Below are 25,252 nucleotides of genomic sequence, written 5' to 3' on the forward strand. Positions count from 1 at the left end.
AGTTAATAATTTGTGATCGCGGCGAAGGAACACTCGGCTGCATTCGTTTACGTTGTGAGCAATCAGAATGTAATCGATTACTTATTCGTGAGATTCCCATGATTGCAACAGTGCAGGAGAGAGCAGGCCAGCAGATGCAGCATAAGCTGCTGGTGCCGCGCCTCTCTCTGATGATGTTTATGCAGTTCTTTATCTGGGGCAGCTGGTCGGTGACGCTGGGGCTGGTAATGACTCGTCACAACATGCCGTTGCTGATTGGGGATGCGTTTTCGGCCGGGCCCATCGCCTCAATTCTCTCGCCGTTTGTGCTCGGCATGCTTGTGGATCGCTTTTTTCCCTCGCAGAAAGTAATGGCGGTGATGAACCTGGCGGGCGCAGCGATTCTCTGGTTCGTGCCCCAGGCGCTAATCGCGGAGAACGGGGCGCAGCTGATCGCACTGTTATTTGGCTATACGCTCTGCTTTATGCCGACGCTGGCGCTTTCAAATAACATCGCCTTTCACAGCCTCGCCAGCAGCGAGAAAAGCTTTCCCATTGTCAGAGTTTTCGGCACCATCGGCTGGATCGTGGCGGGGATCTTTATCGGTGTAACGGGCATTGCTGACAGCGTGGCAGTGTTCCAGCTGGCGGCGCTCTGTTCGGTACTGCTGGCGATCTACAGCCTGACGCTGCCACATACGCCGGCTCCGGCCAAAGGATTGCCGTTAAAAGTTCGCGATCTCTTCTGCGCCGATGCCTTCGCACTGCTGCGACTGCGTCATTTCCTGGTCTTCGCTGTATGTGCCACCCTGATCTCTATTCCGCTCGGCACCTACTACGCTTTTACCGCCTCCTGGCTGGCGGATGCCGGTATCCGGGAAGTCAGCACCCTGATGTCACTGGGTCAGATGTCTGAAATTGTTTTCATGCTGATCATTCCACTGCTGTTCCGCCGTCTTGGCGTGAAAGTCATGCTGCTGATTGGCATGACAGCGTGGTTTGTCCGCTATGCACTGTTTGCGCTGGGTATGAGTGATGAGACGCGCACGCTGATTTATCTGGGCATTCTGCTGCATGGCGTCTGCTATGACTTCTTCTTTGTGGTGGGATTCATCTACACCGATCGGATCGCCGGTGAAAAGGTCAAGGGGCAGGCGCAGAGCATGGTGGTGATGTTCACCTACGGTATCGGCATGCTGCTGGGATCGCAAATCTCCGGTGCGCTCTACAATCAGCTGGTGGCGGGTAACGCCAGCCCAGAGAGCTGGGCGATATTCTGGTGGATCCCTGCCGTGGCGGCTGCGGTGATTGCGATTATTTTCTTCTTCTCATTCAAATACCGTGATTAAGCGGTAACTGAACTCAGGAGTCACAGATGAAAACAGTTAAGGGACCCGGCATCTTCCTGTCTCAATTCATTACCACCCAGCCGCCTTTTAACTCACTGGCGGGGCTGGCGGAGTGGGCCGCCGGGCTGGGATACCGGGCACTGCAGATCCCCTGCCACCAGCCCGCTATTTTCGACCTTGAGCACGCAGCGGTCAGCCAGACTTACTGCGACGAGGTGCGGGGAACACTGGCCAGTTTCGGGCTGGAGATCAGTGAGCTTTCAACGCATCTGGAAGGGCAACTGGTTGCCGTGAACCCCGCATACGATCTCGCTTTTGATAATTTTGCGCCTGCCGCGCTGCGAGGCGATCCTGCCCGGCGCACCGAATGGGCCATCGCTACACTGAAGCGTGCGGCTGCCGCGTCTGAAAAACTCGGCCTGCGCGCACATGCCACCTTTTCCGGCTCGCTCGCCTGGCCCTGGTTCTATCCCTGGCCGCCACACCATGAAGCCTTGTTTAATGAGGCGTTTGCTGAGCTGGCGCGCCGCTGGCTGCCGGTGCTGGATAGTTTTGACCATCACGGTGTGGACCTCTGCTATGAGATACATCCCGGCGAAGACCTGCATGACGGTGTCACGTTTGAGCGCTTTTTGTCAGAGGTGAATCACCACCCGCGCTGCAATATCCTGTTCGATCCCAGCCATCTTCTTCTGCAACACATCGACTATCTGCAGTTCATCGACCTCTATCATCCGCGTATCAAAGCCTTTCACGTTAAGGATGCGGAGTACCAATTAAATGGACGCAGCGGAGTATATGGCGGTTATCAGCCGTGGCTGGCGCGCGCCGGACGCTTCCGCTCGCCGGGCGATGGCCAGATCGACTTCAGCCGCATTTTCAGCAAACTTGCCCAGTACGACTATGACGGCTGGGCGGTGCTGGAGTGGGAGTGCTGTCTGAAGGATGGCGAGACCGGGGCGCGTGAAGGGGCAGAATTCATCCGCCGGCATATCATCCCGGTGGCTGACCGCGCTTTTGATGATTTTGCTTTATCAGAGAACGCCCCTGCGGTGCGCCATCAGCTGGGTCTGGATCGCGACGTCTGAGGCGGCATGGATTCAAAAGTTTTCTGCGGGTGAGTTAAAAACAGAGGGATCGCTATGTCTATTCAGAAAATCGCCCGGATGGCGGGTGTTTCGGTTGCCACTGTTTCCCGGGTGTTGAATAACAGCGACAGCGTAAAACCGGCTAACCGGCAGAAAGTCCTTGAGGCGATCGAAGAGAGCAACTATCAGCCTAACCTGCTGGCGCGCCAGCTGCGCACGGCGCGCAGCTCAATGATTCTGGTTCTGGTTTCCGATATCTCTAACCCGTTCTGCGCAGAGGTGGTCAAAGGCATTGAGGAGGAGGCGGAGAAAAATGGCTATCGCATCCTGTTGTGTAACTCGGGCGCCGATATTGCCCGTTCGCGATCCAGCCTGCAACTGCTCTCCGGCAAGATGGTGGATGGCATTATCACCATGGATGCATTCAGCAAGCTGCCGGAGCTGAGCCAGCTGATAGGCAGGGCACCCTGGGTTCAGTGCGCCGAACATGATGATAATGGCCAGATCTCCTGCGTCGGGATTGATGATGACGTCGCTGCGCAGTCAGTGGTGCACTATCTGGCCGGACAGGGACGTCAGCGCATTGCGCTGATCAATCACGACCTCCGCTACCGATATGCCCGCCTGCGTCAGCAGGGCTACGCATATCAACTCAAAGAGCAACAACTCGCATGGCAGGCCATCGCTTACGCCAGTGAGTTAAGCTTCAGCGCCGGAAAAGCCGCGATGAATCAGCTGCTGGCGGGCGAGACACGACCTGACGCCGTGTTTGCGGTTTCCGATACGCTGGCAGCGGGTGCCATGGCGGCGATACAGCAGGCGGGTCTGCGGATACCTCAGGACATTGCCGTGGTGGGATTTGACGGCAGTGAACTGGCCGACATGGTATCGCCGCCGCTGACGACTCTGGCTCAGCCCTCCAGGGAGATTGGCCGTCGTGCCTGTGAGCTGGTGCTGCAAAAAATCATCCGGCCAGACTCTCCGCCACAATGTGTGATCATGCAGGGAGAGCTGGTGATGCGAGCAAGTAGCTGAAGGATTAATCCGCAAAACCTGGCCCCGCTATAACCTCGTCTTTATTGTCTACTAAAACGCGACAGTCATTGCCAGTTCACGCCATTGTGTGACTACCTGGTTTACTTATATGCTGTTTCCATCGAAGGGCATTCGCACTTCCCGAATCAACGAAGGGGCAGAATATGATTGAGCAAAGATTGTCAGAGCAACGCGGCGTGGGCGATCACGGCTGGCTGAATTCACGTCACACCTTCTCTTTTGCAAACTACTGGGATCCAAAGCAGGCGGGCTTTTCAGATCTGCTGGTGATCAACGATGATCGGGTAGCCAAAGGTCGCGGTTTTGGCGCCCATCCTCACAGCAACATGGAGATTATCTCCTATGTCCTGGAGGGCGCGCTGGAGCATAAAGACTCCATGGGCACCGGCTCTGTGATTGTTCCCGGGGATGTGCAGCTGATGAGTGCCGGTAGCGGTGTGACTCACAGTGAGTTCAACCACTCGGGCACCGAGGGTGTTCACTTTCTGCAAATCTGGGTGGTGCCGGCAGAGAAAAATAGCCCGCCAGGCTACCAGCAGGTCTCCGTTAGCGAAGCGGATAAACGCGGTAATCTGCGACTGATTATTTCGCCGGAAGGTGAAAACGGGGCATTGCGGGTGCGCCAGGATATTCGCATCTATGCGGGACTGTTCCAGGGGGATGAGCAGCAGACAATCACTCTGCCGGACGACCGCTATGCGTATATTCATGTGGCGCGCGGCAGTGTCAGGGTAAATGGCCTGCAATTTAATGCCGGTGACGGTGCGCGGGTTCGCAATGAGAAAACGCTGTCGTTCAGTCACGGTGAAGGAGCGGAGGTGTTGTTATTCGATCTGCGTCCCAACGAAGTGAATCATCCAACCCGTTAATGCGAAAACTGCGCGGCTGTCACCGCGCAGTTTAAGATTGTTGACTAAATCTGCCAATGCCAGCTTTGAGATCGAGTCTGCGCAGAAAACACGGCCAGATCGGAAAGACGCAAAAGCTGTCATCCATGACTGCTCGACCCGCGCGATTACGCACCTCATCCCTGAGGTGCGCCCGTAGCCGGGCCAACGCTTTGCGTTGTTCAAAAACGCTCCCGGCGTTTTTGTCCCTGGCGCGGGACGCTTTCCTCTTCTGGCCGTGTTATCTGCGCGTTGAGCTTATTTGTTGCGGTCAGATGCAGTCTGAAACTGCGCGGCTTCCACCGCGCAGTTTTTTTGCATCACTGCGCGTTAAGAAACGCCAGCAGATCCTGATTCAGTTGATCCTGATGCGTCACCGCAAAACCGTGCGGCGCATTGTCATAAACCTTGAGTTCAGCACCTTCAATCATCTCCGCTGCCACTTTGCCGGTGGATTCAAACGGAACGATCTGGTCGTTGCTGCCATGAATCACCAGCGTCGGCACATTCACTTTCGCTACATCAGCACGGAAATCGGTCTCAGCAAAAGCGGTGACGCAATCAACGGTGCTCTTCAGCGAAGCGAGCAGCGCGATGTTCAGCGTCTGCGTCATGACGCCATCAGAAACGGTCTGTCCGGCATTGGTACCATAAAACGGCGTAGCGAACTCTTTGATAAACTGCGCGCGATCCTTAAGCAGACCATCACGAATCCCTTCAAACACCGACATATCGACACCCTGCGGGTAGTCTGCCGTTTTGCCAAAGATTGGCGTGACGGCACCGAGAAGCACCAGTGCCGCGACGCGATCGCTGCCATAGCTGCCGATATAGCGTGTGACGTCGCCGCCACCCATTGAGAAACCCACCAGCGTCACATTCTGCAGGTCAAGATGGGTGATCAAATCGTTGATGTCAGAAGCAAAGGTATCGTAGTTATTACCGGTCCAGGGCTGATCAGAACGACCAAATCCACGACGGTCAAAGGCGATAACCCGATAACCGTGCTCCGCCAGGAAGTTCATCTGGCTGTCCCACATATCGGCATCCAGCGGCCAGCCGTGGCTGAACAGAACCGGCTTACCGGTGCCCCAGTCTTTAAAGTAGATCTGTGTGCCGTCGGTCGTTTTAAAGGTGCTCATGGTATTGCCCTCTGTATGACGTGATGGATGAAAAGATGGTGTGCCAGTCACGCTGGCGCCACCAGATAGCGAACCTCGGGTGAATGTTCACCCTGATGAAAAGCGAAAACCCGCCGCTCTATCTTTTTGTCGTTGATGGTGTAGCGCTCTTTCTGACGCAGATGCTCGACCCAGGAGCCGACGACAAAGGTCTCAACGAAAATGCCGGGCTGCAGAATATCTTCATACAGTGACCAGTTGATGGCGCCACCGCGACGCCTGACCCGCCGCATATCCTGCATGCAGACGGTAAAGGCATGTGCATCATCAATAGTAATACGGTATTCGTAATTCACCATCACCGGGCCGCGTTCATGACGAATATCCAGTGCGGGCGTGTTGACGCCATCACCAATCATATCGAGATTGAGGTCGGGATCCTGGTCGAGCCGCCAGCGCCAGACGGTGCTGCTGGCCAGCACCATGCCCAGTGCGGCGATGCAGAGCGACAGCGGAATGCTGAAGTGCGAGGCGAGCTGTCCCCAGAGTGCGCTGCCGGCGGTCATGGAGCCGAAGAACACCGTCAGATAGACCGCCAGCGCGCGGGCTTTCACCCATTTCGCGGCGCTGCGCTGTGCGCCGAGATTCAGCGTCGAGAGCACGGCAATCCAGGCAAATCCGGTAAAAAATTCACACGCATTCAGTAGCCAGAAGTGACGTACAAAAGCCAGAGCCAGCATGGTCAGGGCGAAAACAAGACTGGCAAGTACCATCAGGCGATCGGAACTCAGGCGACGACGCAGGCGTGGCAGCAGCACCGCGCCGGTAATCGCGCCGACACCGATACAGGCCAGCATGATGCCGTAGCCGCCAGGGCCAAGGCCGAGTTCACGACGCGCCACCAGCGGCAGCAATGCCCAGCCCGCGCTGCCAAACAGGAAGAAGGCAAAGGTTCGCACCAGCACATTACGTAACACCGGTGCCGCGTGAACGTAGCGGAGTCCGGCACGCACCGCCGGAAAGAAGTGCTCGGGCGGGAGGCGCTGCACGCTTGGCTCCGCCTTCCAGCGCCAGAGCACCCAGGCGACGCCCAGCACTGAGAGTGCATTCAGCAGGAAAACCATCCAGGGACCGGTGAACGAGAGGATCAGGCCACCCAGCGCCGGGCCGACGGCACGACTGATATTAATACCGAGTGAGTTAAGGGCAATGGCCGCGCCCAGCTCCGGTTTCGACACCAGATCCGGCACTACCGCCTGAAATGGCGGTGAACTCATGGCGGCACCGGCGCTCAGCAAGAAGGCTGCCACCAGCAGCACCTCGGGAGTGACATGGCCGGTCCAGGCGAGCACCGTCAGTCCGCAGGCGGCGATAAAGGTCCATAGCTGGGAAAACAGCAGATATTTGCGGCGGTCAACGATATCCGCCATCACGCCTGATGGCAGCGCGAACAGGAACATTGGCAGGCTGCTGGCCGCCTGCACCAGCGCCACGGCCAGCGGATCGGCACTCAGCGTCAGCATGCTCCAGTTCACACCCACATCGTTCATCCATGAACCGATATTGGAGACGACGGTGGCGATCCACAGCATGCGGAACACCGGCCTGCGTAGCGGCTGTAACGGCGAAATCTCGCCAGCGACCTGGACCTCAGGCTGCTCCTGCTCCAGCTGGTGGATATCATTAACCTGCGCCATGACGAACCCCCTGATGTTTCACCGCGCCGATTCGCCAGCCGCCAGGCCCGGTCAGCGCCAGCGTGGTAAAGATAATCAGCAGCAGCCAGCCGAACTGGCCTTCCGCCAGTGACCAGCCAGGGTGTACCACCAGCATCGCGACCAGCAGCACCGCGATGATCGGCAGGCAGGCAATCCGGCTACCCCAGCCGAGAATAATAAAGATCGGGCAGATGACTTCTGCCACTATCGCTGGCAGCAGGCTCATCATCGGTCCCAGACCAAACGGGTCTTCTATACGCGTCAGTTCTTCGCTGAAATGCAGAATTTTCGGCAGTCCATGCACCTGTAACAGCAGCAGGCTGCCGGTCAGGCGCAGGAAGAACAGCCCCGCGTTGATGCGGGGCGATTGAGTGATAGCGTTATTCATGATTAAAACGCGAAGCAGCTGCAGCCGAGCGCGCCCCAGAAGGCGTTATCTTCGGCAACCGGAACGCTGGAACCACGGGCGATCTCATGCGAGTGGCGATGAACACCGCAGGGGCCGCTGCAGTGGTGCACAGCGGGCATCATACCCGCACGGCTCTGCGCAACCGGCGGAGCGCTGCGATAGTGACCTGGCACATTCACCACCGGTGACCACTCTGGCAGAACCGGAATAGCGGGCGGCGCATCCGCGCTGAACGATCCGGCGGCATAGACAATATTGCCATCCACCACTGTCAGCACTGACTCAATGCCTTTAATTTCCTCTTCCGGCACGCTGAAGAAATCTTTGCTCAGCACGGCCAGATCCGCCAGAAGACCTACCTGAATCCGACCTTTTTTATTTTGTTCGCTGGAGAACCATGCGCTGCCCTGTGTCCAGAGCATCAGCGCCGTTTCACGGTCAAGGCGGGCATTGACGTCATACATCTGCATGCCGCCTACGGTGCGACCGGAAACCAGCCAGTAGAGCGCGGTCCAGGGGTTATAACTGGCGACGCGGGTTGCATCGGTGCCGAGTCCGACCGGAACGCCGGTTTCCAGCATTTTCTGAACCGGTGGGGTATGGCGGGTGGCTTCAATGCCGTAGCGTTCAGCAAAGTATTCGCCCTGGAATGCCATGCGATGCTGCACCGCAATACCACCGCCCAGCTCTTTGATACGATCGATATTGCGCTGAGTAACGGTTTCCGCGTGGTCAAAGAACCAGTGCAGACCATTAAACGGGATATCGCGGTTGACCTTCTCAAAGACATCCAGCATCCGGCTGATCGACTCGTCATAGGTTGCATGCAGACGGAAAGGCCAGCGATGTTCCACCAGATGACGCACCACGCGCTCCAGTTCATCCTCCATGCCAGGCGCTAAGTCCGGACGTGGCTCCAGAAAATCTTCGAAATCGGCGGCCGAGAACACCAGCATTTCGCCTGCGCCGTTGTGACGGAAATAGTCGCTGCCCTGGCCTGGCGTTAGCATATCCGTCCACTTCTCAAAATCTTCCAGTTCATGCCCCGGACGCTGAGTGAAGAGGTTGTAGGCGATACGCAGCGTCATCTGCTTTTTCTGATGCAGTTCAGCGATCACTTCGTAATCTTCGGGATAGTTCTGGAAGCCGCCGCCCGCATCAATGGCGCTGGTCAGACCCAGTCGATTCAGCTCGCGCATAAACTGACGGGTCGAGTTGACCTGCTGTTCCAGCGGCAGTTTCGGTCCTTTGGCCAGGGTTGCGTAGAGGATCATCGCATTGGGACGGGCGATCAGCAGGCCGGTGGGATTGCCGTTGCTGTCGCGCTGGATTTCGCCACCCGGCGGGTTCGGTGTCTCTTTGGTGTAGCCGACGACTTTCAGCGCTGCGCGGTTGAGCAGGGCGCGGTCATAAAGATGCAGCACGAAGACCGGCGTGTCGGGGGCCGCCTCGTTGATCTCATCCAGCGTCGGCATCCGGCGCTCGGCAAACTGGAACTCGGTCCAGCCGCCTACCACACGCACCCACTGCGGTGACGGCGTGCGCAGCGCCTGCTCTTTCAGCATCCGCAGCGCATCGGCAACCGACGGAACCCCTTCCCAGCGCAGCTCAAGGTTGTAGTTCAGACCACCACGTATCAGGTGCAGGTGGGAATCGTTCAGGCCCGGCACGGCGGTGTGACCTTTAAGATCGATCACTTTGGTGCCGTCGCAGTGATACTCCATCGCCTCTGCCAGTGTGCCTACCGCAACGAATTTGCCATCACGAATCGCAACCGCTTCTGCCACCGGATTGCTGCGGTCAACAGTATGAAATTTGCCATGGGTCAGTATCAGTTCTGCTTTACCCAGCGTAACCATAGATCCTCCTCAACGGGGTTGTCCGACGTAGTGCGGGACAGGAAGTGCCGCAGATAACAGGGCACGAATAAGCCGGATTATGGTGAGCGGGTTAATGCGTCGTCTAGTTATACAGAGGGATACCTATACCTTCGTATAGTTATACGCAGAGATAATAGTTTGCCTTCGCCCGTCGCCCTACACTGCGACCAGACAGACAGCCAGCAGCAGGACGTTAAACCTGCACTGACCGTCCTTTTGCTCCGCGCCAATTGGCGAAAATTCCGTTACATAACCTCTATGGGTGAACGCATGTCCAACACTAAGCTTGAAGTCCTCACGCCACATAACAGCCAGATTATTTTCATCGACCAGCAGCCGCAGATGGCCTTTGGCGTGCAGTCGATTGACCGCCAGGTACTGAAAAACAACACCGTTGCGCTGGCGAAGGCGGCGAAAGTCTTCAATATCCCTGCCATCATTACCACCGTCGAAACCGAAAGCTTCTCGGGCCACACCTATCCTGAACTGCTGGATGTGTTTCCGGGTCAGGACATTCTGGAGCGCAGCTCAATGAACTCCTGGGATGACCAGAAAGTGCGTGATGCGCTGGCCGCGAACGGCAAGAAAAAAGTGGTGGTGTCCGGTCTCTGGACGGAAGTGTGTAACAACAGCTTTGCACTGTGCGCAATGCTGGAAGGGGATTACGAGATCTATATGGTGGCGGATGCGTCAGGCGGTACCACCAAAGAAGCGCACGACTACGCGATGCAGCGCATGATTCAGGCGGGTGTGGTGCCGGTCACCTGGCAGCAGGTCATGCTGGAGTGGCAGCGTGACTGGGCCAACCGTGACACTTACGATGCGGTGATGAACATCGCCAAAGAGCATTCAGGTGCGTATGGCATTGGTGTGGATTATGCCTACACCATGGTACACAAAGCGCCGTCACGTCAGAAAAGTGAACACCGTACCCTGGCACCGGTTCACGCACCGGTCCGCTAAGGGGCGTCCTGCTGATCGGCTTACCTCTGCCGGTCAGCAGGCATAACAGGAGTCCGGTTATGAATCCTTTACTGCTTTCTCTGGCTGCAGGGATATTGATTGGCCTGCTTTACGGCGTGCTTAAGGTGCGTTCACCGGCTCCGCCCGCGATTGCGCTGGTGGGGCTGCTGGGGATGTTGCTGGGTGGGGCGCTGGTGCACGCAGTCTTGCCCGCAGAGCATGCGACCACCCTGCAGCGATCCGATGCGCCGTTTGTTACACCTGTTTCGCGGGTAAGCTGAACATGTTGAAATCCTACATTATTTCTCTCACGGTGGGGCTGCTTGCCGGGGTAATCTATGCCCTGATCAACGTGAACTCTCCGGCACCGCCGGTTATTGCTTTAGTGGGGCTGTTTGGCATGCTGGTGGGCGAGCAGTTGATTCCGCTGGGTACGCGTCTGTTCCGCCGGCAGCCGGTGACGCTGAAGTGGTTTCGCCATGAGTGTGTGCCAAAAATCAGTGGGACACCGCCACCCGATGGCGATGACCACCCTTAAGTCCTCGCGTGCCGTACGATGAGGCGTTTCAGAGGATAACTGCATGGCGCTGTCACAGCGTATTGTCATTGTGGACGATGAACGCGCGGTCCGCAGTGGACTCAGCAATCTGTTGCATTCAGACGGCTATTCGACCCGATTATTTGAGTCAGGTGAGGCGCTGCTGAGCGATGACGATGCGCTTTCAGAGGTGGGCATGCTGATCATCGATGTCGGACTCAAGGGCATGTCCGGCTTTGAGCTGTTCACTATTTTGAAACAGCGGGCAGGTCTGCCACCGGTGATTTTTATCTCGGCAGATCTGGAAGAGACCACCCTGTGGTATGCCATTGCCTTAGGTGCCGTGACTTTTTTGCGAAAGCCGATTGATGTTGATACGCTGCTGACACTGATCCGTTGCGAGTTATCTCAGGGAAAGGTGCGCTGATGAGCATGCTTTCGGTGAATTTTCAGGAGAGTGACGACGCAGGGATCGCGATTGAAGATTTCGACACGCTAACGCCGCTGGCGCAGGATGGCTGTCTGCTCTGGATGCTGGCGCGCCGTCACTCAGGTGAGTCACTGATAATCGCCACCGGACAGAGTGACGACGTCACGTTTCAGGCGACGCAGCGGCTGAAAAATGAACGAGCGCTGGCCGCTTATCTTTCGCCCCGCTGGGCCATCACCGCGACGGGCACCACCCGTTACCTCAACCGCTATGCGCTGATCTACCCCACGTTTCCGTTTCGCAGCCTGGCGAATAACCTCGCGACCCCTCCCGATAAAATCGCTGACTTCCTGCAGGTTGCATTGCAGCTTTGCTACACGCTCGGCCAGGCGCATCATCAGGGCATCGTGCATGGGGATATCAAGCCAGGCCATTTTTTTATCAGTGATGATGGCCGGTTCCGGCTGGGCGGGTTTGGTCTCGCCTCGCTGGCAGCGCAATCGGCGGAAAAAAACAGCCTGCGCGTCTCTGGCGGTACGCTGGCCTATATGTCACCTGAACATACCGGCCGCACGCCGCATCCGGTCAGTAGCCTCAGCGATCTCTACAGTCTGGGTGTCGTGCTGTATGAATATCTCACCGGTAAGTTGCCGTTTGGCTCACCGGATGCGGGGGAGGCGGAGTGGATTCATCATCACATCGCCAGTGCACCCCGGCCAGCCGGACAGGTCAGAGAGGATGTGCCGCCGATGCTCTCTGTGATTCTGCTGCGTCTGCTGGCAAAGTCACCTGCTGACGGGTATCAGACCGTGCAGGGGCTGATGGCTGATTTACGCCGCTGTCAGGCGACGCTGACCGCAGAAAACACCATTGCGCCGTTCACGCCCGGTCTGCAGGAGCGGTTCAGCACCAGTTTCCGGCCCGAGACACTCTTCACGCAACATCCGCAGGCTCGCGTGCTGCTGACGACGCTGGATGCGGTCAACCGTACCGGCACGCAGAGCCTGGTGATGCTGAGCGGTTCCCCCGGCTCGGGTAAGTCCGCCATTATCGCTTCCGCACTGAAAACCCTGCAGCACCGACAGATTCTGCTGGCCGCCAGCAAGGCCGATCAACATTCGCCTGCCGCACCTTATGCCGCAGTCGCCTCAGCGTTTCGCACGGTCACGCTTTATCTGCTGGGATTGTCAGCCCTGGAGCTAAGCAAATGGCGGGTTCGCCTGTTGCGCTTGCTGGGAGGCTATACCGATTTAGCCATTGAACTGGTGCCTGAACTAAAACAGCTGCTGAATATCCGGACAGTGCAGCCGGTGGTGCGCCATGCTCCGGACGCCCGCGAGCAGTTTAATCAGATGGCGTCTGCGCTTATCCAGGCCTTTGCCACGCCGGGCCGTCCGCTGGTGATGCTGATTGATGATGTTCACTGGGCAGACAATGCCACGCTGCAACTGCTGGAAAATCTGATTACCCGTAATGAGCATCTGCCTTTTATGCTGGTGCTCGCCTTCCGGGAGGGTGAGTCGATGCCCTGTCCGATGATTGCCGGGTTTCTGCTGCGCCTCAGAGCATCAGCGGCACGGGTCGTGGCGCTGACGCCGCAGCCGCTCAGTGTTAAAAGCATCACCCGCTGGCTGGCGGGAATGCTGCATACCCGTCCCAGCGGCAATCGTGAGCTGGCACAGATTATCTTTGAGAAAACCGGCGGTAACCCGCTCTCGATGCAGGAGTTCTTCCGTCAGGCGGTGGATGATGGGGTGATTGTCTATCGTCAGAACCCGCTGAAGTGGCATTACGACAGCCAGGCGCTGATTGCGCGTCAGTACACCGACAATGTGGCGACGCTGGTATTAAATCAGCTGGCGCGGATGCCGGAGGCTACACGCCAGCTGCTGGGTTCGCTGGCCTGTCTGGGGGCCAGCGGTGAACTGTCGCTGTTAAGTCATATCAACGCGACGTCCGTATCGCGGATTCAGCAGCAGCTTGAGCCTGCCGTCAGCGGCCGTTTTATAACCCTGACTGGCGGGAACTACGCCTTTACCCACGACCGCGTGCATAACGCGGCGTTTTTACTGCTCGAACTTCGGCAGCAACACTCTCTTCATCATCAGGCGGCGGCATGGCTGTCGGCCGCGGTTGTAAATGCCGATCACAGTGAGACGCTGTTCCGCGCGGCTTATCACATCGGCATGATTGCTGAACTGCCGCTTAGTGTCGCAGATCGTGAACGCTATTATCCCCTCTGTTTACGTGCTGCGCAGGGAGCGAAACGTGCCGGAGATTATCTCTCGGCGCTGCGCTATCTGCGCAGCGCCCAGCAACTCAGCCAGTGGATGGTGACCGGCAATGACTTTATGCTGGGCATCGATGAGGCGGAGTGCGAATTTCTGCACGGTAATCTGACGACCGCGCAAAAGCTCTGTACCCGACTGCTGAGTGAACCAGGCACGCTCAGTGAAAAATCGATGGCAGCCTGTCTCTCTGCCGAAATTCATATGCGCCAGTCCGATAACCATCTGGCGCTGGAAACTGCGCTCGCCTGGCTGGCTGTCTTTGGTGTGCATCTCAGGCGTGATCCGGACGACGCGGAGATTGACGCCGCCTGGCAGGCGATCAGGGCGCGGATTGGCGATTCCCCGCAAGCGGCTTTTTCCCGACTGCCACGCAACACCGATCAGGAAACTGAGTCGGTGCTGAACCTGATGGCCAGCACCATTTTTGTCTCCGCCTACGACTGCCCGCAGCTGCATCTGTTGCTGGTCTGCCGGATGCTGGAGATGACGCTGGATCACGGCGTGACCGGTGCTTCTGCGTTTGGTCTCGCCTGGTTCAGCGTGCTGATCAGCGAACGCTATCAGGCCTGGCATTTTGGCTATGCCTGTGGTCGGGTGGCCCGTGAGCTGGTGGAGCGGCATGACTTTACCCGCTATAAAGCCCGCACGCTGCTGCCTCTGGATCAGCTGGGGATCTGGACGCAGCCGCTGGATGTCGCCGTAGAAAGTGCCCGTGAAAGTTTTCGCGTCGCGGTGATGCACGGAGACCGTTCCTTTGCCTGCCTCTCGTTGCGTCATCAGATCATGAACACGCTGACACGCGGCGATCATCTGGAGTCGGTCATGACCTCCATTGAGCGCGGACTCGCTTTTACCCGCAAAACCTTTTATCCCGATGTTGAGAACGTGCTGGTCATGCAGAAGCAGCTGGTGATGCAACTGCGGAACAGCAACGGGTTCAGGGCAGGCGATCGCGATGGCGCTTTGCCGATGGTGGCGGGCAGCGAGCCGGGCGTGATCTCTGGCCCAAAAGCGATGGTGCTGTTCTGGGCGGGGTTGTATCGGGGAATGGCGCATTTCTTTGCGGCAGAATACCGGGAGGCGCTGCGCTGTTTTGCAGAAATTCGTCCGCTGACCAGCGCAGTGCCCGCTTACATCTACCTGATGGATATGCATTTTTACAGCGCACTATCGCTGAGTCTGCAGCCCGGTGCGGCTAACAGCAACACGCTGCGCTGCGATCTGGACAAATTTGCGGGCTGGGCCGACCTCAATCCCGGACTCTTTGCTGATAAATATGCCCTGCTCAGGGCAGAGTGTGCCCGTCTTGCGGGCAACACGGGCGAGGCGCTGAAACAGTATGAAAATGCGATCTGTCTCTCCCGCCATGGGGGATATCTGCACATTCATGCGCTGGCGAATCAGCTGGCTGGCCGCTACTGCAAAGCATTACAGCTAGATACCGCCGCCGATGCCTACGTTAAAGCGTCGATGAGAAGCTGGGAGAGCTGGGGCGCGCTGGCGATGGTGCGCCAGCTTGAGCAGCACTATCCGCATCTGACCACGCCGATGCAAAACAGTGCAGTGGCGACCATTCCCTTTACGCAGGATGCCTCGTTCTACGACCTGGAGAGTGTGCTGACCGCCGTGCGCGCCCTGACGGAGGAGATCAACCTTGATCGGTTGATTCATACCCTGATGCGCATCCTGCTGGAGCGGGCCGGTGCCCAGCGCTGTCGGCTTATCCGGATTCTGGATGGTACGCTTCCGGAAACGCAGGCCTGGGCAGAAAGCACGGCTGATGGCGTGCGGGTGCAGATTGTCAAAGAGCGCCCCGTCGCAACTGACCTGCCGCTATCGGTACTGGCCGCGGTGATCCGTACCGGTCAGGAGATACGTACTGGCAAGCCGGAAGAGTTCAGTCCGTTCAGTCAGGATCCTTACCTGGTGGCCTCGGGCGCTGCGGTGTTATGTGTTCCGATGTTCAGGCAGGCCAATATGGTTGGGGTGCTCTATCTGGAGAATCGCCTGATGCCCGATGCGTTCACGGCTGAGCACTCCCACATTGTTAAAACGTTGAGCGCTCAGGCGGCAGTTTCGCTGGAGACGGCGCGCCTCTACGCTGAACTGCTGGAGGAGAACAACCATCGGCGACGGGTTGAAAAGCAGCTGCGCGCCAGCAAAACCTCACTGATGCTCGGCGAGAAGATCAGTCATACCGGTACCTGGCGCTGGGAAGTGGCAGAGGACATGATGATGGTGTCTGAAGAGTATGGCCGTATTCTGGGCCTGCCAGCCCATCAAAAAGGGTTGTCGATGGCAGATTTTCTGACCCGCGTTCATCCCGATGATTATGAATGCATCAGCGAACTGGTGACGCACAGCGTCAGTCAGGGACGTAGTATGCAGGCTGAGTTCCGTGTGCTCAGGCCGGATGGTGAATGCCGTTACATCAAAGGTATCGGAGAGCCGGTAGAAAACTTCCCCGAGGTGAAAGAGTACTTCGGCACCATTTCCGATATCACCTCGCAGCGCCAGGCAGAAGATGCCGCGCGCATGGCCCAGGCGGATCTGGCCCGTGTAACTCGCGCCACCACAGTCGGGCAACTGACTGCCTCAATCGCGCACGAAATTAACCAGCCACTAATGTCGATCGTGGCCAATGCCGGTGCCAGCCTGCGCTGGTTAAAGCGTGAACCGGTGATGCTGGAAAATGCCAGCAGCAGTCTGGATGAAATTATCAAAGAGGGAAAACGTGCCGGAGAGATAATTCGTGGCCTGCAGGCGCTGACCCGCAATCATGAATCGAGCTTTGCCTCGGAAAACCTCCATCTGATCGCCCGCGATATCCTGGCGCTCTCCAGAGTGGAGCTGGAGCGACGCGGAATTTCGCTGGAGCTGAAACTGAGGGCCGGAAAGGCGGATATCTATTGCGACCGCGTTCAGATTCAGCAGGTGCTGCTGAATCTGGTGATCAATGCCATCGATGCCATGTCCGACGATTTACCGCGCGCGGCGCTTTTGCGGCTGACGTCAGAGAACCCGACGCCGGACACGCTGCGTTTTGATGTGCTGGACAGTGGTTGCGGCTTGCCGGATGGCGTGCGTGAACGGATTTTTGAGTCGTTTTACACCACGAAGAAAAGTGGCATGGGCATGGGATTAACCATCAGCAAAGGGATTATCAAAAAGCATTGTGGTGAGTTAGGCGCAGAGAACCGGGCGGAAGGCGGCAGCCGTTTCTGGTTCACTCTGCCACTGGGATAATCGTATTGAGGCCAGGTGTCTGCCTGGCCTTAGCGGCGTCGGGTATGATCAATATTGAGCCGCTCTGCCGCCCGCACCAGATCGGTGAGCGACCGTGCCTTCATCTTCTCCATCACCCGCCGCTTGTGAACTTTTGCCGTGATCTCACTGACGCCCATTTCGGCGGCGATCTGCTTATTCAGCAGGCCGCTAATCGCCAGCAGCATGACCTCGCTTTCACGCGGCGTCAGGGTCTGATGTCGCTCCAGTATCTCCCTTCGCTCCTCGGAAGAGGCCATATTCTGCCCGGCGATCTGTAAGGCTTCTGAAACCGCCTGCAAAATACGATCGGGATCGACAGGTTTAGTCAGAAACTCATAAGCACCGGTTTTCATCGCCCGCACCGTGACCGGAATAGTCCCGAAGCCGGTTAAGAAAATAGTGGGAATGGCGTAGCCACGATCGATCAATGCCTGTGCGACATCAAATCCATCTGCACCAGGCAGATTAATATCCAGAATCAGGCAACAGGGAAGGGGAGTAAAAGCGTGAGCCAGGAAATCATCAGCCGATGAAAAAGAGATAACCGTGTAATCGTCGGCAGTGAGCAGATTACGCAGTGCAGCAGTCACAGCAGCGTCGTCGTCAACGATATAAACGATGGGATTCATAGGGACCTCATTTCAGCCAGGTATTTACTGATAATTTAATTAAGCATGACGCGTAAAGAGGCCCTGATGAGAAAGTGTCGGGCAGGGTTAACAGGATATTACCATAACAGTTATCATTATCATCTTATAATTATCAGCTTGTTAAAATTAAGATAAATGGCTGATAGGTATGACTAAAATGTGAGCGTCAACTCTGGGGTGGAGCGCCACTGTTCTGGCCGTCAATGCTGATAACTGTCATTTGATCGACATAGCTATGCCATAAATTGATCGCTCACTCACGGGCAGGAGAATAGTCCCGTTTAATAGCTAAAATAATCCATAAACCCGTTATCCAGATTAAATCGTTTCAGCCTGATATGTACTGGAATAAGTTAGTGGCGGTGCGTAATTAATTTGGAAGTAGTCTGTTAACTCGCGGCGGTCCTGATAATTAATTTGCCTGAGGGCAAAACGACGGATTGATAAGCGTGCCGATCTTTACCCTGCGTCTTATAGCGAAAGAGTATAGTTGATTATATAGTTACAACATACTTTATGCTTGGTTATTAACCCTCAACTTCACCATTGTGCGGCCAATGCTTATCAACGCGAAGCCTCTGTGCCAGATTCTGACGATCTGCCGGGTAAAACCTGACCCGTATTTAGCCGGTAAGAAGTCATTACATTTAAAAAAGCCTTATCTGTCATCAAGTAACCTTGATAAGCGTAGCGGTATTCATGGCGTGGCTGCTAATCCTCACTAAGCTTGTGAATCAACCCTTTAAATAGAGGGAGATTTTCCATTCGGTAGCTCGTCGCAATGTCGTCATGAGGCTTATATGAGTCAAAATTACTGCACCATTATCTACAATGGTGAACGGTTAAAAGGGTTAGCTGATCAACCGCTAATCGATTTTCTGGATGCTCAAGGGAAAAAACTACCTCATATCTGTTACCACCCGGCGTTGCCGCCGCTGCAAAGTTGTGATGTCTGCTGGGTAGATGCCAACGGCGAGCGGGTTCGCGGCTGCACGCTCCGCACTGAAGAGGGGCTGGAGGTGCAGAGTGAAGGCAGTGCGCTTAAGGCCGCGCAGCAGGAGGGAATGGATCGGCTGCTCAATCGTCATGAGCTTTACTGTACCGTCTGTGAACACAATACCGGTGACTGCACGCTGCATAATGCCGTGGCTGATATGCACATTCCGATTCAGTACTATCCTCATGAGCCCAAGCCCTACGCAAAAGATCATTCCAATCCGTTTTACACCTACGATCCTGACCAGTGCATCTTATGCGGTCGCTGTGTCGAAGCGTGTCAGAATGTCGAGGTCAATGAGACGCTGTCGATTGACTACACCCAGGCGCATCCTCGCGTGCTCTGGGATGGCGGAACGGAAATCGCCGGTTCCAGTTGCGTCAGCTGCGGACATTGCGTCACAGTTTGCCCGTGCAATGCGCTGCTCGAAAAAACCATGCAGCCCGATGCGGGTCCGTTCACTGCGATGGATGAAGGGCTGAAGCGTCCGCTGATCGACTTTGTTAAAACGCTTGAAAACAGCATCGGCATGGAGCCGATTACCGGCGTTTCGAAAATCGATGTGGCGCTGCGCCAGTCTGAGATCAAACGCACCAAAACCGTCTGCACCTATTGCGGTGTAGGCTGCAGCTTTGAGATCTGGACCCGCGACCGCCATATCCTGAAAGTTCAGCCGGTCGCCGAAGCCCCAGCCAACGGCATCTCGACCTGCGTTAAAGGTAAGTTCGGCTGGGACTTCGTCAACAGCCCGGAGCGCCTGACTACGCCGTTGATCCGCGAGAATGGTCGTTTCCGGCCCGCCAGCTGGGATGAAGCTTTGCAGCGGGTAGCCGAAGGTTTACAGGGTATCGCTCAGAATTATGGAGGCGATGCGATTGGCTTTATCGGCTCCAGCAAGGCCAGCAATGAAGAAGCCTATCTGACCCAAAAAATCGCCCGTTTAATTTTTGGCACCAACAACGTTGATAACTCCTCGCGCTATTGTCAGAACCCGGCCACAGAAGGACTGTTCCGCACGGTGGGCTACGGCGGAGATGCCGGGACGATTGAGGATCTGCAACAGACCGATTTGATCGTGCTGGTCGGCAGCAACCTGGCCGAGAACCATCCGGTCATTGCTTCTCACATCAAACAGAGCCACAAACATCGCGGTCAGAAACTGCTGGTCGTTGATCCGCGCCGTCATGAAATGGCGGAACGTGCTGACTGCTATCTGCGCATCCGACCGGGTACTGACCTGGTCTGGGCCTCGGCGATGGCAAAATATATGTTCGATCACGGTTATGCGGATGAGGCTTTTCTGGCCCAGCGGGTCAACCAGGTTGATGAGTACCGCGCGTCACTCGCTCCCTTTACGCTGGCCTTTGCCAGTGAGACATGTGGACTGAGTGAATCAGAACTGATTGAAGCAGCGGAAATGATCGGCCAGGCGGGCAGCGCCTGTGTGTTGTGGGCGATGGGAATTACCCAGCACAGCCACGGGGCAGACACCAGTACGGCGCTGTCGAACCTGCTGCTGGTCACCGGCAACTATGGCCGGCCTGGCACCGGCGGTTATCCGATGCGCGGACACAACAACGTACAGGGCGCCAGCGACTTTGGCTGCCTCAGTAATCTCTATCCCGGCTATGAAAAAGTCACTGACCCAGCGGTGCGCGAAAAATGGGCGCGTGCCTGGGGCGTCTCACCTGAAGCGCTTTCCGATCAGCCTGGTGCTGATAATTTCAAAATGGTGCAGCAGGCCGGTGAAGGCAAAATTCGCGCGATGTATATCACCGGTGAAGAGACGGCGTTTGCGGATGCCGATGCCACTTCGGTGCATGCCGCCTTCAGCAAGCTGGAATTTATGGTGGTACAGGACATTTTCATGTCACGCACTGCCGAATTTGCCGATGTGGTGCTGCCCGGTGCGCCCAGCGTGGAGAAAGAGGGCACGTTTGTGAACACCGAGCGGCGGATCCAGCACTTTTCACCCGCCATGAAGCCGCTGGGTGATAGTCGGCCCGACTGGGAGATCTTTACCGATCTCGCCGCCCGTCTCGGTCATCCGTGGCATTACCCGAACCCAGGCGCGATTATGGCGGAAGCGGCAAGCATCGCAGAGATTTTCGCGGGTGTCAGCTACGAGCAACTGGTCGGCTGGCAGTCCCAGTTCTGGCCCGTCAGCGCCGCAGGCGAAAGCACGCCGCGACTCTACACGGAACGGTTTAATTTCCCGGATGGCAAAGCGCGACTCTATCCGCTGAGCTGGCAGCCGCCCGCCGAGCAGGAGGATTCACAGTATAATCTGCTGCTGAATAATGGCCGGATGCTGGAGCATTTCCAGTCGATGAATCAGACCGGGCAGGGTGGCCGCATGATGTCGCTGTCGCCTAATGCCTTTGTTGAGATCTCACCGGAGCTGGCCGCCGAGCGCGCGCTGAACGAAGGAGAGTGGGTGCGCATTACCTCGCGGCGCGGATCGCTGGATGTGCCTGTTGTGATCACTGAGCGAGTGGCAGGCAACGTGCTGTTTATGCCGATTCATCATGGCAAAGATGGCGTCAACGCCCTGACCGGCGAACATCACGATCCCGACGTCAACACACCAGCTTATAAAGAGATTGCCGTAAATATGAAGCGCGTTGATCGCCAGTCGCAGCCTAATCCGGTGCCACTACACAACTTCCGTCACGGCAGTCGTACGCCGCTGGATCACCTGCCGATAGAGCAAAAATGGCAGCAGGCAGGCTATCGGGAACCGCCTGAACATGTCGAAAAACCGGAGAAATTCTAATGGCAGAACGGATGAAATATCAGGTCCCGCCAACACGCACTGAGCCGACCGCCCGGGAGGCGATGGATGAGCTAATCGAAAATCTTCACCAGCACGGTTTTCTGCGGCTGGCGAACGACCTGGTTAAATCAAATAGCGAGGTGGGGAAAATCCTGGTTTCAGGCCTTAATCAGCCGGGTACGCAGAACGCGCTGCAGAATCTCTCGCTACTGATGATGACGCTGGGCAGCGTGCCGCCAGAACGGTTTAATCATCTGCTGTTGGCCGTTCGCGATGCCGCGATGGCCGTTAAACCAGCGCGCGATGAGGCCCGTCAGGATAAAGCCGCACCGGGCATCCGCGGCATTATCCGGTTACTCAATGATGAGGATCTGTGGCGCGGACTTCGCCCCATCTTCGCGGCGCTTGAAGTCTTCTCACAACAGATTGACCGTGAAGAGCAGAAGCCGATTACCCGCTTCAGTGGCAAGCCCACACGGGAGTAGTTCAGCCTGCGATCGTTCAGGATTGCGTGGGGGTGTAGATCAGATGACCGGCTACACCGCCCGCGCCGCCATCTTTTGGATGATTGATACCATCGGAGACCGGGACATCGGTGAAATCAAACGGCGAAACCCCCTCAAGGCAGGCGACATTTATCCCGAACTGATCGGGCTGTGAGCGGCTCTGATGAAAGGTGTAAATGCCGCAAACGGAACAGAAGTAGTGGCCCACCTCTTTGCTGTTGAAACGATACTCTGTGAGCTGCGCTTCACCCCGGGTCAGCTCCACTTTTGTCGCAAATACCACCACCGCGCCGCGCATCCGGCAAAACGAGCAGTTGCAGCGGCGCACCGTATTAAATCCATCCTTCAGCGTCACCCGGTACGCCACCGCGCCACAGTGGCATTGTGCTGTCATTTCATTTTGCATCGTGATCTCCTGTGTAGTGAAACCAGCCAGCTTTCAGCCTACGCCAAAGCCTGGGATTTGGCAGCATCGGGTGCGGATTTGTCGACCATTAGCACAGCCAGGGCAGGGTGCGTTCATCGGGTTCGTCTGCGACACGATTTATTTGGGGTCAGTTTGGATATCGAAAATTATTGTACGTTAAGGTTGTTTTCTAATCACTCAGATATTAGAAAACCGCTCTCTTAACGGATTCTCGTATCTTGATGGGCGATGCTGAGAGCACCGCTCAAACGATCTTAAAAAGATCCTTCTGAATCTTTGATCTTAATAGTATATGTTTTATCAAATTCCCCACCAGTCGCTACATTAGTGCCAAACAATCCGCCTGATACTCGTACGGTGACGATCCCCGGCTTTACTGGTACTCCCTGAACCCTGACGCAATTGTGAGCTGGAGAATCATTACAATACCTTAAAGTTAATCCTGTATCGGATGGAGTTATTTCACCTACGAATTTTTCTTTTCCACTAGAATCTAAAGCTGATACAGCACCACCATTTATATTTATTTCACTGGCATACGACGTTCCTACTATAGCATCGTTAAGTGAATTACCATCAGGAGTAACATCAGCATGTAAAGTACATGCTGATACTGCAAATGAAATAAAAATAACAAAAAATATCCTCATGGCTATTTCAATGGTTTGAAAACCACTCCCCCGAAAAATCTATTGATAAAAAATTGCAAATCTTTTTTCTGTTTAATCCAGTTAGTTGATTGCCCCCAGGAAAATAATTTTAAATTAACATACCCATTATTATCCTGTGTTACAGAACCATCCCATACAATCCAGTGCGTAGGTAATGTCGTGTTGTTTGTACTACCTTCAAGCAGTCCATCATTTATTAATGTCACAACTTTATAGCCTTGCTCTACATACTTATTTAAATCTCTGATTCCCTGGACACCTGCCTGAGTGATTCCTACATTACTGAACACCTTTTCATAACCGGCCTTTTCAAACCATTCAGTCAGTGTTTGCCACATTGTGATACCAGCCACTGGCGAATCAAGAGCATCAAAGCTCAGCATGGTATTCTCTGAATCCCTGAGCCCAGCCAGTGTCATCCAGTCAAGCCCTAAGATCCTTGGCTGACCTCTACCTGTATAAAACATACCTGAAGGGTGTTTACACCCTTCGCCAGGGGAGATGGTCAGTGCACCTATTTTAGTCTTTCCATACCGCCATAGTTCCCTGGCAGCTTGTGCATATACATCAGGACGGTCCATTTGAATACAGTAAAAAAATGCAGCAGGTCCACATACACTTGCCCTATCCTGATAAGGGTAAGAATAATGATAAAATCTGTCGTTTATCTCAGAATCAATTTTGTTTTTTTCAAACGGATCCTGCGGTGTTCCGATAGGATATTCTTTCGCTATAAATGGACGTTCAGGGATGGTGATTTTTATCTTCTTTGTTTCGCCCCCCTGACTTTCAGGCTTCATTGTCCCTTTTGACTCAAAATAACAGGGGTTCTCCCGCTTCACCGGAGACCAGGCTTTGCCTGACGCAAATTCTTCCAGCGTGTACATCTTAGTGAACGGAACAGGCGTTACACAGTGCGTATGCAACATGGTTTTTAGATAAAGCTTCATTTCCATAATATAAATGGTCGAGAGTGACTCATTTATATTTCCGGTCATGTGACTCTGTGTTTCATAATTGCCCAGAAACGGCTGTAGCTTCACATCCACCAGGGGGGATTTATGCCTGCTGGAGTCCATGCGATAAATACACAGGTCATATAACAAAGTATCAGCCGGGACATTAGAGTTAATACGGGTACTGAGATGGTAAACAGCCATAATTAATCCATTAATATATGCAGGTTAATACTTTCAGCAGATTCAGCATAATGCCACGCTGTCATCCCCTGGTTATCCGTATTCCCCGTTTCCGTATGGCCGTCCGGGAACATCAGAACATACCGGCAATCCACCATCAGTCGGCCATCATCATCGGCACACTGAAAACGAAGGGTGTTACGTGAAGAAGGTTGTTGCCCGGACTGGCTCTGTGCACCGATAATTTTTGCCGTTGACGGATTTCCCGCAGCAATAACGAAGTTCGTTCCGGTCGCACACCCACAGCGTACTGGTGAACCATCCACGGCGACAGCCCGCCCCTGTGGGTTTGTCTGCCGGAGATCGCCTGAAGCAATCACGCCAGGCTGCCCGCATTTAGGGCAGGGTGACGTTTTATCACCCACGTAAAGCTTTCGCCTTCCGTTCACTGACCAGCCCTGACTTCCGGCATAGCAGACTGCTCCTGTTGATGTTTTATCGCCATCAAGCCCGGAGTTTTTACCGTGTACACCGCTCCATCTGTTGTCAGACATACATGTTTTCCTCAGTCCGTAAGAATATGCAGGCTGATATCGTTTGCCGATTCAGCATAATGCCATCCGGTAACCCCGTGTTCATCAGTAACACCAGCTTCAGAACGTCCGTCCGGGAACATCAGAGTGTAGCGACAACCAGCCATTAGCTGGCCATCGTCACCGGCGCACTGAAAGCGAATACAGTTCAGTGTGCCGGAATCCTGTGCCTGCTGCGCCGGGACAGGCGACTGACGGGTATTGCGGGAGGCCAGAGAGCCAGTGCCTGTGCTGGTAAACTGCGTGGCTGAACCGTAAACATAGTGATCGGGGCAACGGCACAGCACTCTGTCACCTGTGGCCGCATACGCTTTGCCTTCTTCTGCCCAGTCCTGTGCGGAGGCCAGAATTTCAAAATAGCCGTTGCATTTGCTGCATGATGCCTTGTCGCCGGTCCGGGCTATTGCTTTACTTCCTTCAAACCAGGACGCAGTCGCTGAAATAATATCTCCGTAACTCGTTTTATCACCCAAACAGGCCAGTGCTCTTGCCATTATTAATCCCTCAATATATATGT

General features: G+C 55.4%; 21 protein-coding genes. 11 read left to right on the plus strand and 10 right to left on the minus strand.

The window, feature by feature from the left end; translation table 11 throughout:
- Positions 1-98: 98 nt before the first annotated feature.
- The 4 genes from HFD95_RS07630 to HFD95_RS07645 all read left to right on the plus strand — a co-directional run bounded on the left by HFD95_RS07630 (position 99) and on the right by HFD95_RS07645 (position 4,341).
- Positions 99-1,328 (plus strand): MFS transporter, encoded by a 1,230-nt coding sequence (locus HFD95_RS07630; RefSeq protein WP_158149912.1) that lies wholly within the window; start codon positions 99-101, stop codon positions 1,326-1,328.
- 26 nt (positions 1,329-1,354) lie between these two features.
- Entirely contained in the window at positions 1,355-2,416 is a 1,062-nt protein-coding gene (locus HFD95_RS07635) for a sugar phosphate isomerase/epimerase (protein WP_167430051.1), read from the plus strand.
- A gap of 54 nt (positions 2,417-2,470) precedes the next feature.
- A complete protein-coding gene (locus HFD95_RS07640) occupies positions 2,471-3,451 on the plus strand; it encodes a LacI family DNA-binding transcriptional regulator (RefSeq protein WP_167430052.1) in 981 nt (326 codons plus the stop codon).
- 164 nt (positions 3,452-3,615) lie between these two features.
- Complete coding sequence (locus HFD95_RS07645; RefSeq protein ID WP_031590637.1) at positions 3,616-4,341, plus strand: pirin family protein; 726 nt, start codon at positions 3,616-3,618, stop codon at positions 4,339-4,341.
- 338 nt (positions 4,342-4,679) lie between these two features.
- On the opposite strand, the gene HFD95_RS07650 is transcribed toward HFD95_RS07645, so the two are convergent.
- The 4 genes from HFD95_RS07650 to HFD95_RS07665 are packed head-to-tail and all read right to left on the minus strand — an operon-like array spanning position 4,680 to position 9,466.
- Positions 4,680-5,501 carry an alpha/beta fold hydrolase gene (locus HFD95_RS07650; RefSeq protein WP_010247190.1) on the minus strand — a complete coding sequence of 274 codons (822 nt, stop codon included), beginning with the start codon at positions 5,499-5,501 and terminating at the stop codon, positions 4,680-4,682.
- Between the two features lie 47 nt (positions 5,502-5,548).
- Complete coding sequence (locus HFD95_RS07655; protein WP_167430053.1) at positions 5,549-7,177, minus strand: MFS transporter; 1,629 nt, start codon at positions 7,175-7,177, stop codon at positions 5,549-5,551.
- Positions 7,164-7,586 carry a DoxX family protein gene (locus HFD95_RS07660; RefSeq protein WP_010670329.1) on the minus strand — a complete coding sequence of 141 codons (423 nt, stop codon included), beginning with the start codon at positions 7,584-7,586 and terminating at the stop codon, positions 7,164-7,166. Before HFD95_RS07660 ends, HFD95_RS07655 begins: the two co-directional genes overlap by 14 nt.
- A 2-nt stretch (positions 7,587-7,588) precedes the next feature.
- Positions 7,589-9,466, minus strand: a complete 1,878-nt coding sequence (locus HFD95_RS07665) for an amidohydrolase (RefSeq protein ID WP_010247182.1) — start codon at positions 9,464-9,466, stop codon at positions 7,589-7,591.
- A gap of 291 nt (positions 9,467-9,757) precedes the next feature.
- Here HFD95_RS07665 and HFD95_RS07670 point away from each other — a divergent pair, with 291 nt between their 5' ends.
- Genes HFD95_RS07670 through HFD95_RS07690 form a run of 5 tightly spaced genes read left to right on the plus strand, consistent with a single transcriptional unit; the run spans position 9,758 to position 16,955 of the window.
- Positions 9,758-10,450, plus strand: coding sequence for a hydrolase (locus HFD95_RS07670; RefSeq protein WP_167430054.1), 693 nt, complete (start codon positions 9,758-9,760; stop codon positions 10,448-10,450).
- A 59-nt stretch (positions 10,451-10,509) separates the two neighbouring features.
- The gene (locus tag HFD95_RS07675; RefSeq protein ID WP_132499035.1) at positions 10,510-10,731 is read left to right on the plus strand and encodes a XapX domain-containing protein; all 222 of its coding nucleotides are present in this window, start codon (positions 10,510-10,512) and stop codon (positions 10,729-10,731) included.
- Positions 10,732-10,733: 2 nt separating this feature from the next.
- Positions 10,734-10,988, plus strand: coding sequence for a XapX domain-containing protein (locus tag HFD95_RS07680; protein WP_010247172.1), 255 nt, complete (start codon positions 10,734-10,736; stop codon positions 10,986-10,988).
- Between the two features lie 43 nt (positions 10,989-11,031).
- Entirely contained in the window at positions 11,032-11,415 is a 384-nt protein-coding gene (locus tag HFD95_RS07685; RefSeq protein WP_010670332.1) for a response regulator transcription factor, read from the plus strand.
- The gene (locus tag HFD95_RS07690) at positions 11,415-16,955 is read left to right on the plus strand and encodes an AAA family ATPase (RefSeq protein ID WP_167430055.1); all 5,541 of its coding nucleotides are present in this window, start codon (positions 11,415-11,417) and stop codon (positions 16,953-16,955) included. The genes HFD95_RS07685 and HFD95_RS07690 overlap by 1 nt, the downstream gene beginning before the upstream one ends.
- Positions 16,956-16,984: 29 nt before the next feature.
- On the opposite strand, the gene HFD95_RS07695 is transcribed toward HFD95_RS07690, so the two are convergent.
- Complete coding sequence (locus HFD95_RS07695; RefSeq protein ID WP_010670334.1) at positions 16,985-17,605, minus strand: response regulator transcription factor; 621 nt, start codon at positions 17,603-17,605, stop codon at positions 16,985-16,987.
- Between the two features lie 821 nt (positions 17,606-18,426).
- Between HFD95_RS07695 and fdhF the strand changes: the two genes are divergently transcribed.
- Together fdhF and HFD95_RS07705 are read left to right on the plus strand one after the other, a co-directional pair.
- Positions 18,427-21,399: a formate dehydrogenase subunit alpha gene (gene fdhF, locus HFD95_RS07700; RefSeq protein WP_167430056.1), complete on the plus strand. Its 2,973-nt coding sequence runs from the start codon at positions 18,427-18,429 to the stop codon at positions 21,397-21,399.
- A complete protein-coding gene (locus tag HFD95_RS07705; RefSeq protein WP_060679143.1) occupies positions 21,399-21,884 on the plus strand; it encodes a DUF1641 domain-containing protein in 486 nt (161 codons plus the stop codon). Before fdhF ends, HFD95_RS07705 begins: the two co-directional genes overlap by 1 nt.
- A gap of 16 nt (positions 21,885-21,900) precedes the next feature.
- On the opposite strand, the gene HFD95_RS07710 is transcribed toward HFD95_RS07705, so the two are convergent.
- The 5 genes from HFD95_RS07710 to HFD95_RS07730 all read right to left on the minus strand — a co-directional run bounded on the left by HFD95_RS07710 (position 21,901) and on the right by HFD95_RS07730 (position 25,229).
- Complete coding sequence (locus HFD95_RS07710; protein WP_010670336.1) at positions 21,901-22,311, minus strand: GFA family protein; 411 nt, start codon at positions 22,309-22,311, stop codon at positions 21,901-21,903.
- A 275-nt stretch (positions 22,312-22,586) separates the two neighbouring features.
- Positions 22,587-22,982 carry a hypothetical protein gene (locus HFD95_RS07715; protein WP_124890567.1) on the minus strand — a complete coding sequence of 132 codons (396 nt, stop codon included), beginning with the start codon at positions 22,980-22,982 and terminating at the stop codon, positions 22,587-22,589.
- Between the two features lie 2 nt (positions 22,983-22,984).
- Positions 22,985-24,163 carry a hypothetical protein gene (locus HFD95_RS07720; RefSeq protein ID WP_167430057.1) on the minus strand — a complete coding sequence of 393 codons (1,179 nt, stop codon included), beginning with the start codon at positions 24,161-24,163 and terminating at the stop codon, positions 22,985-22,987.
- Between the two features lie 2 nt (positions 24,164-24,165).
- Complete coding sequence (locus HFD95_RS07725; RefSeq protein WP_124890569.1) at positions 24,166-24,696, minus strand: PAAR domain-containing protein; 531 nt, start codon at positions 24,694-24,696, stop codon at positions 24,166-24,168.
- Between the two features lie 11 nt (positions 24,697-24,707).
- On the minus strand, positions 24,708-25,229 hold the full coding sequence (locus tag HFD95_RS07730; RefSeq protein WP_124890570.1) for a PAAR domain-containing protein: 522 nt from the start codon (positions 25,227-25,229) through the stop codon (positions 24,708-24,710).
- Positions 25,230-25,252: the final 23 nt, after the last annotated feature.

This window comes from Pantoea sp. EKM10T (genome assembly GCF_011800685.1).
GTDB lineage: Bacteria > Pseudomonadota > Gammaproteobacteria > Enterobacterales > Enterobacteriaceae > Pantoea > Pantoea agglomerans.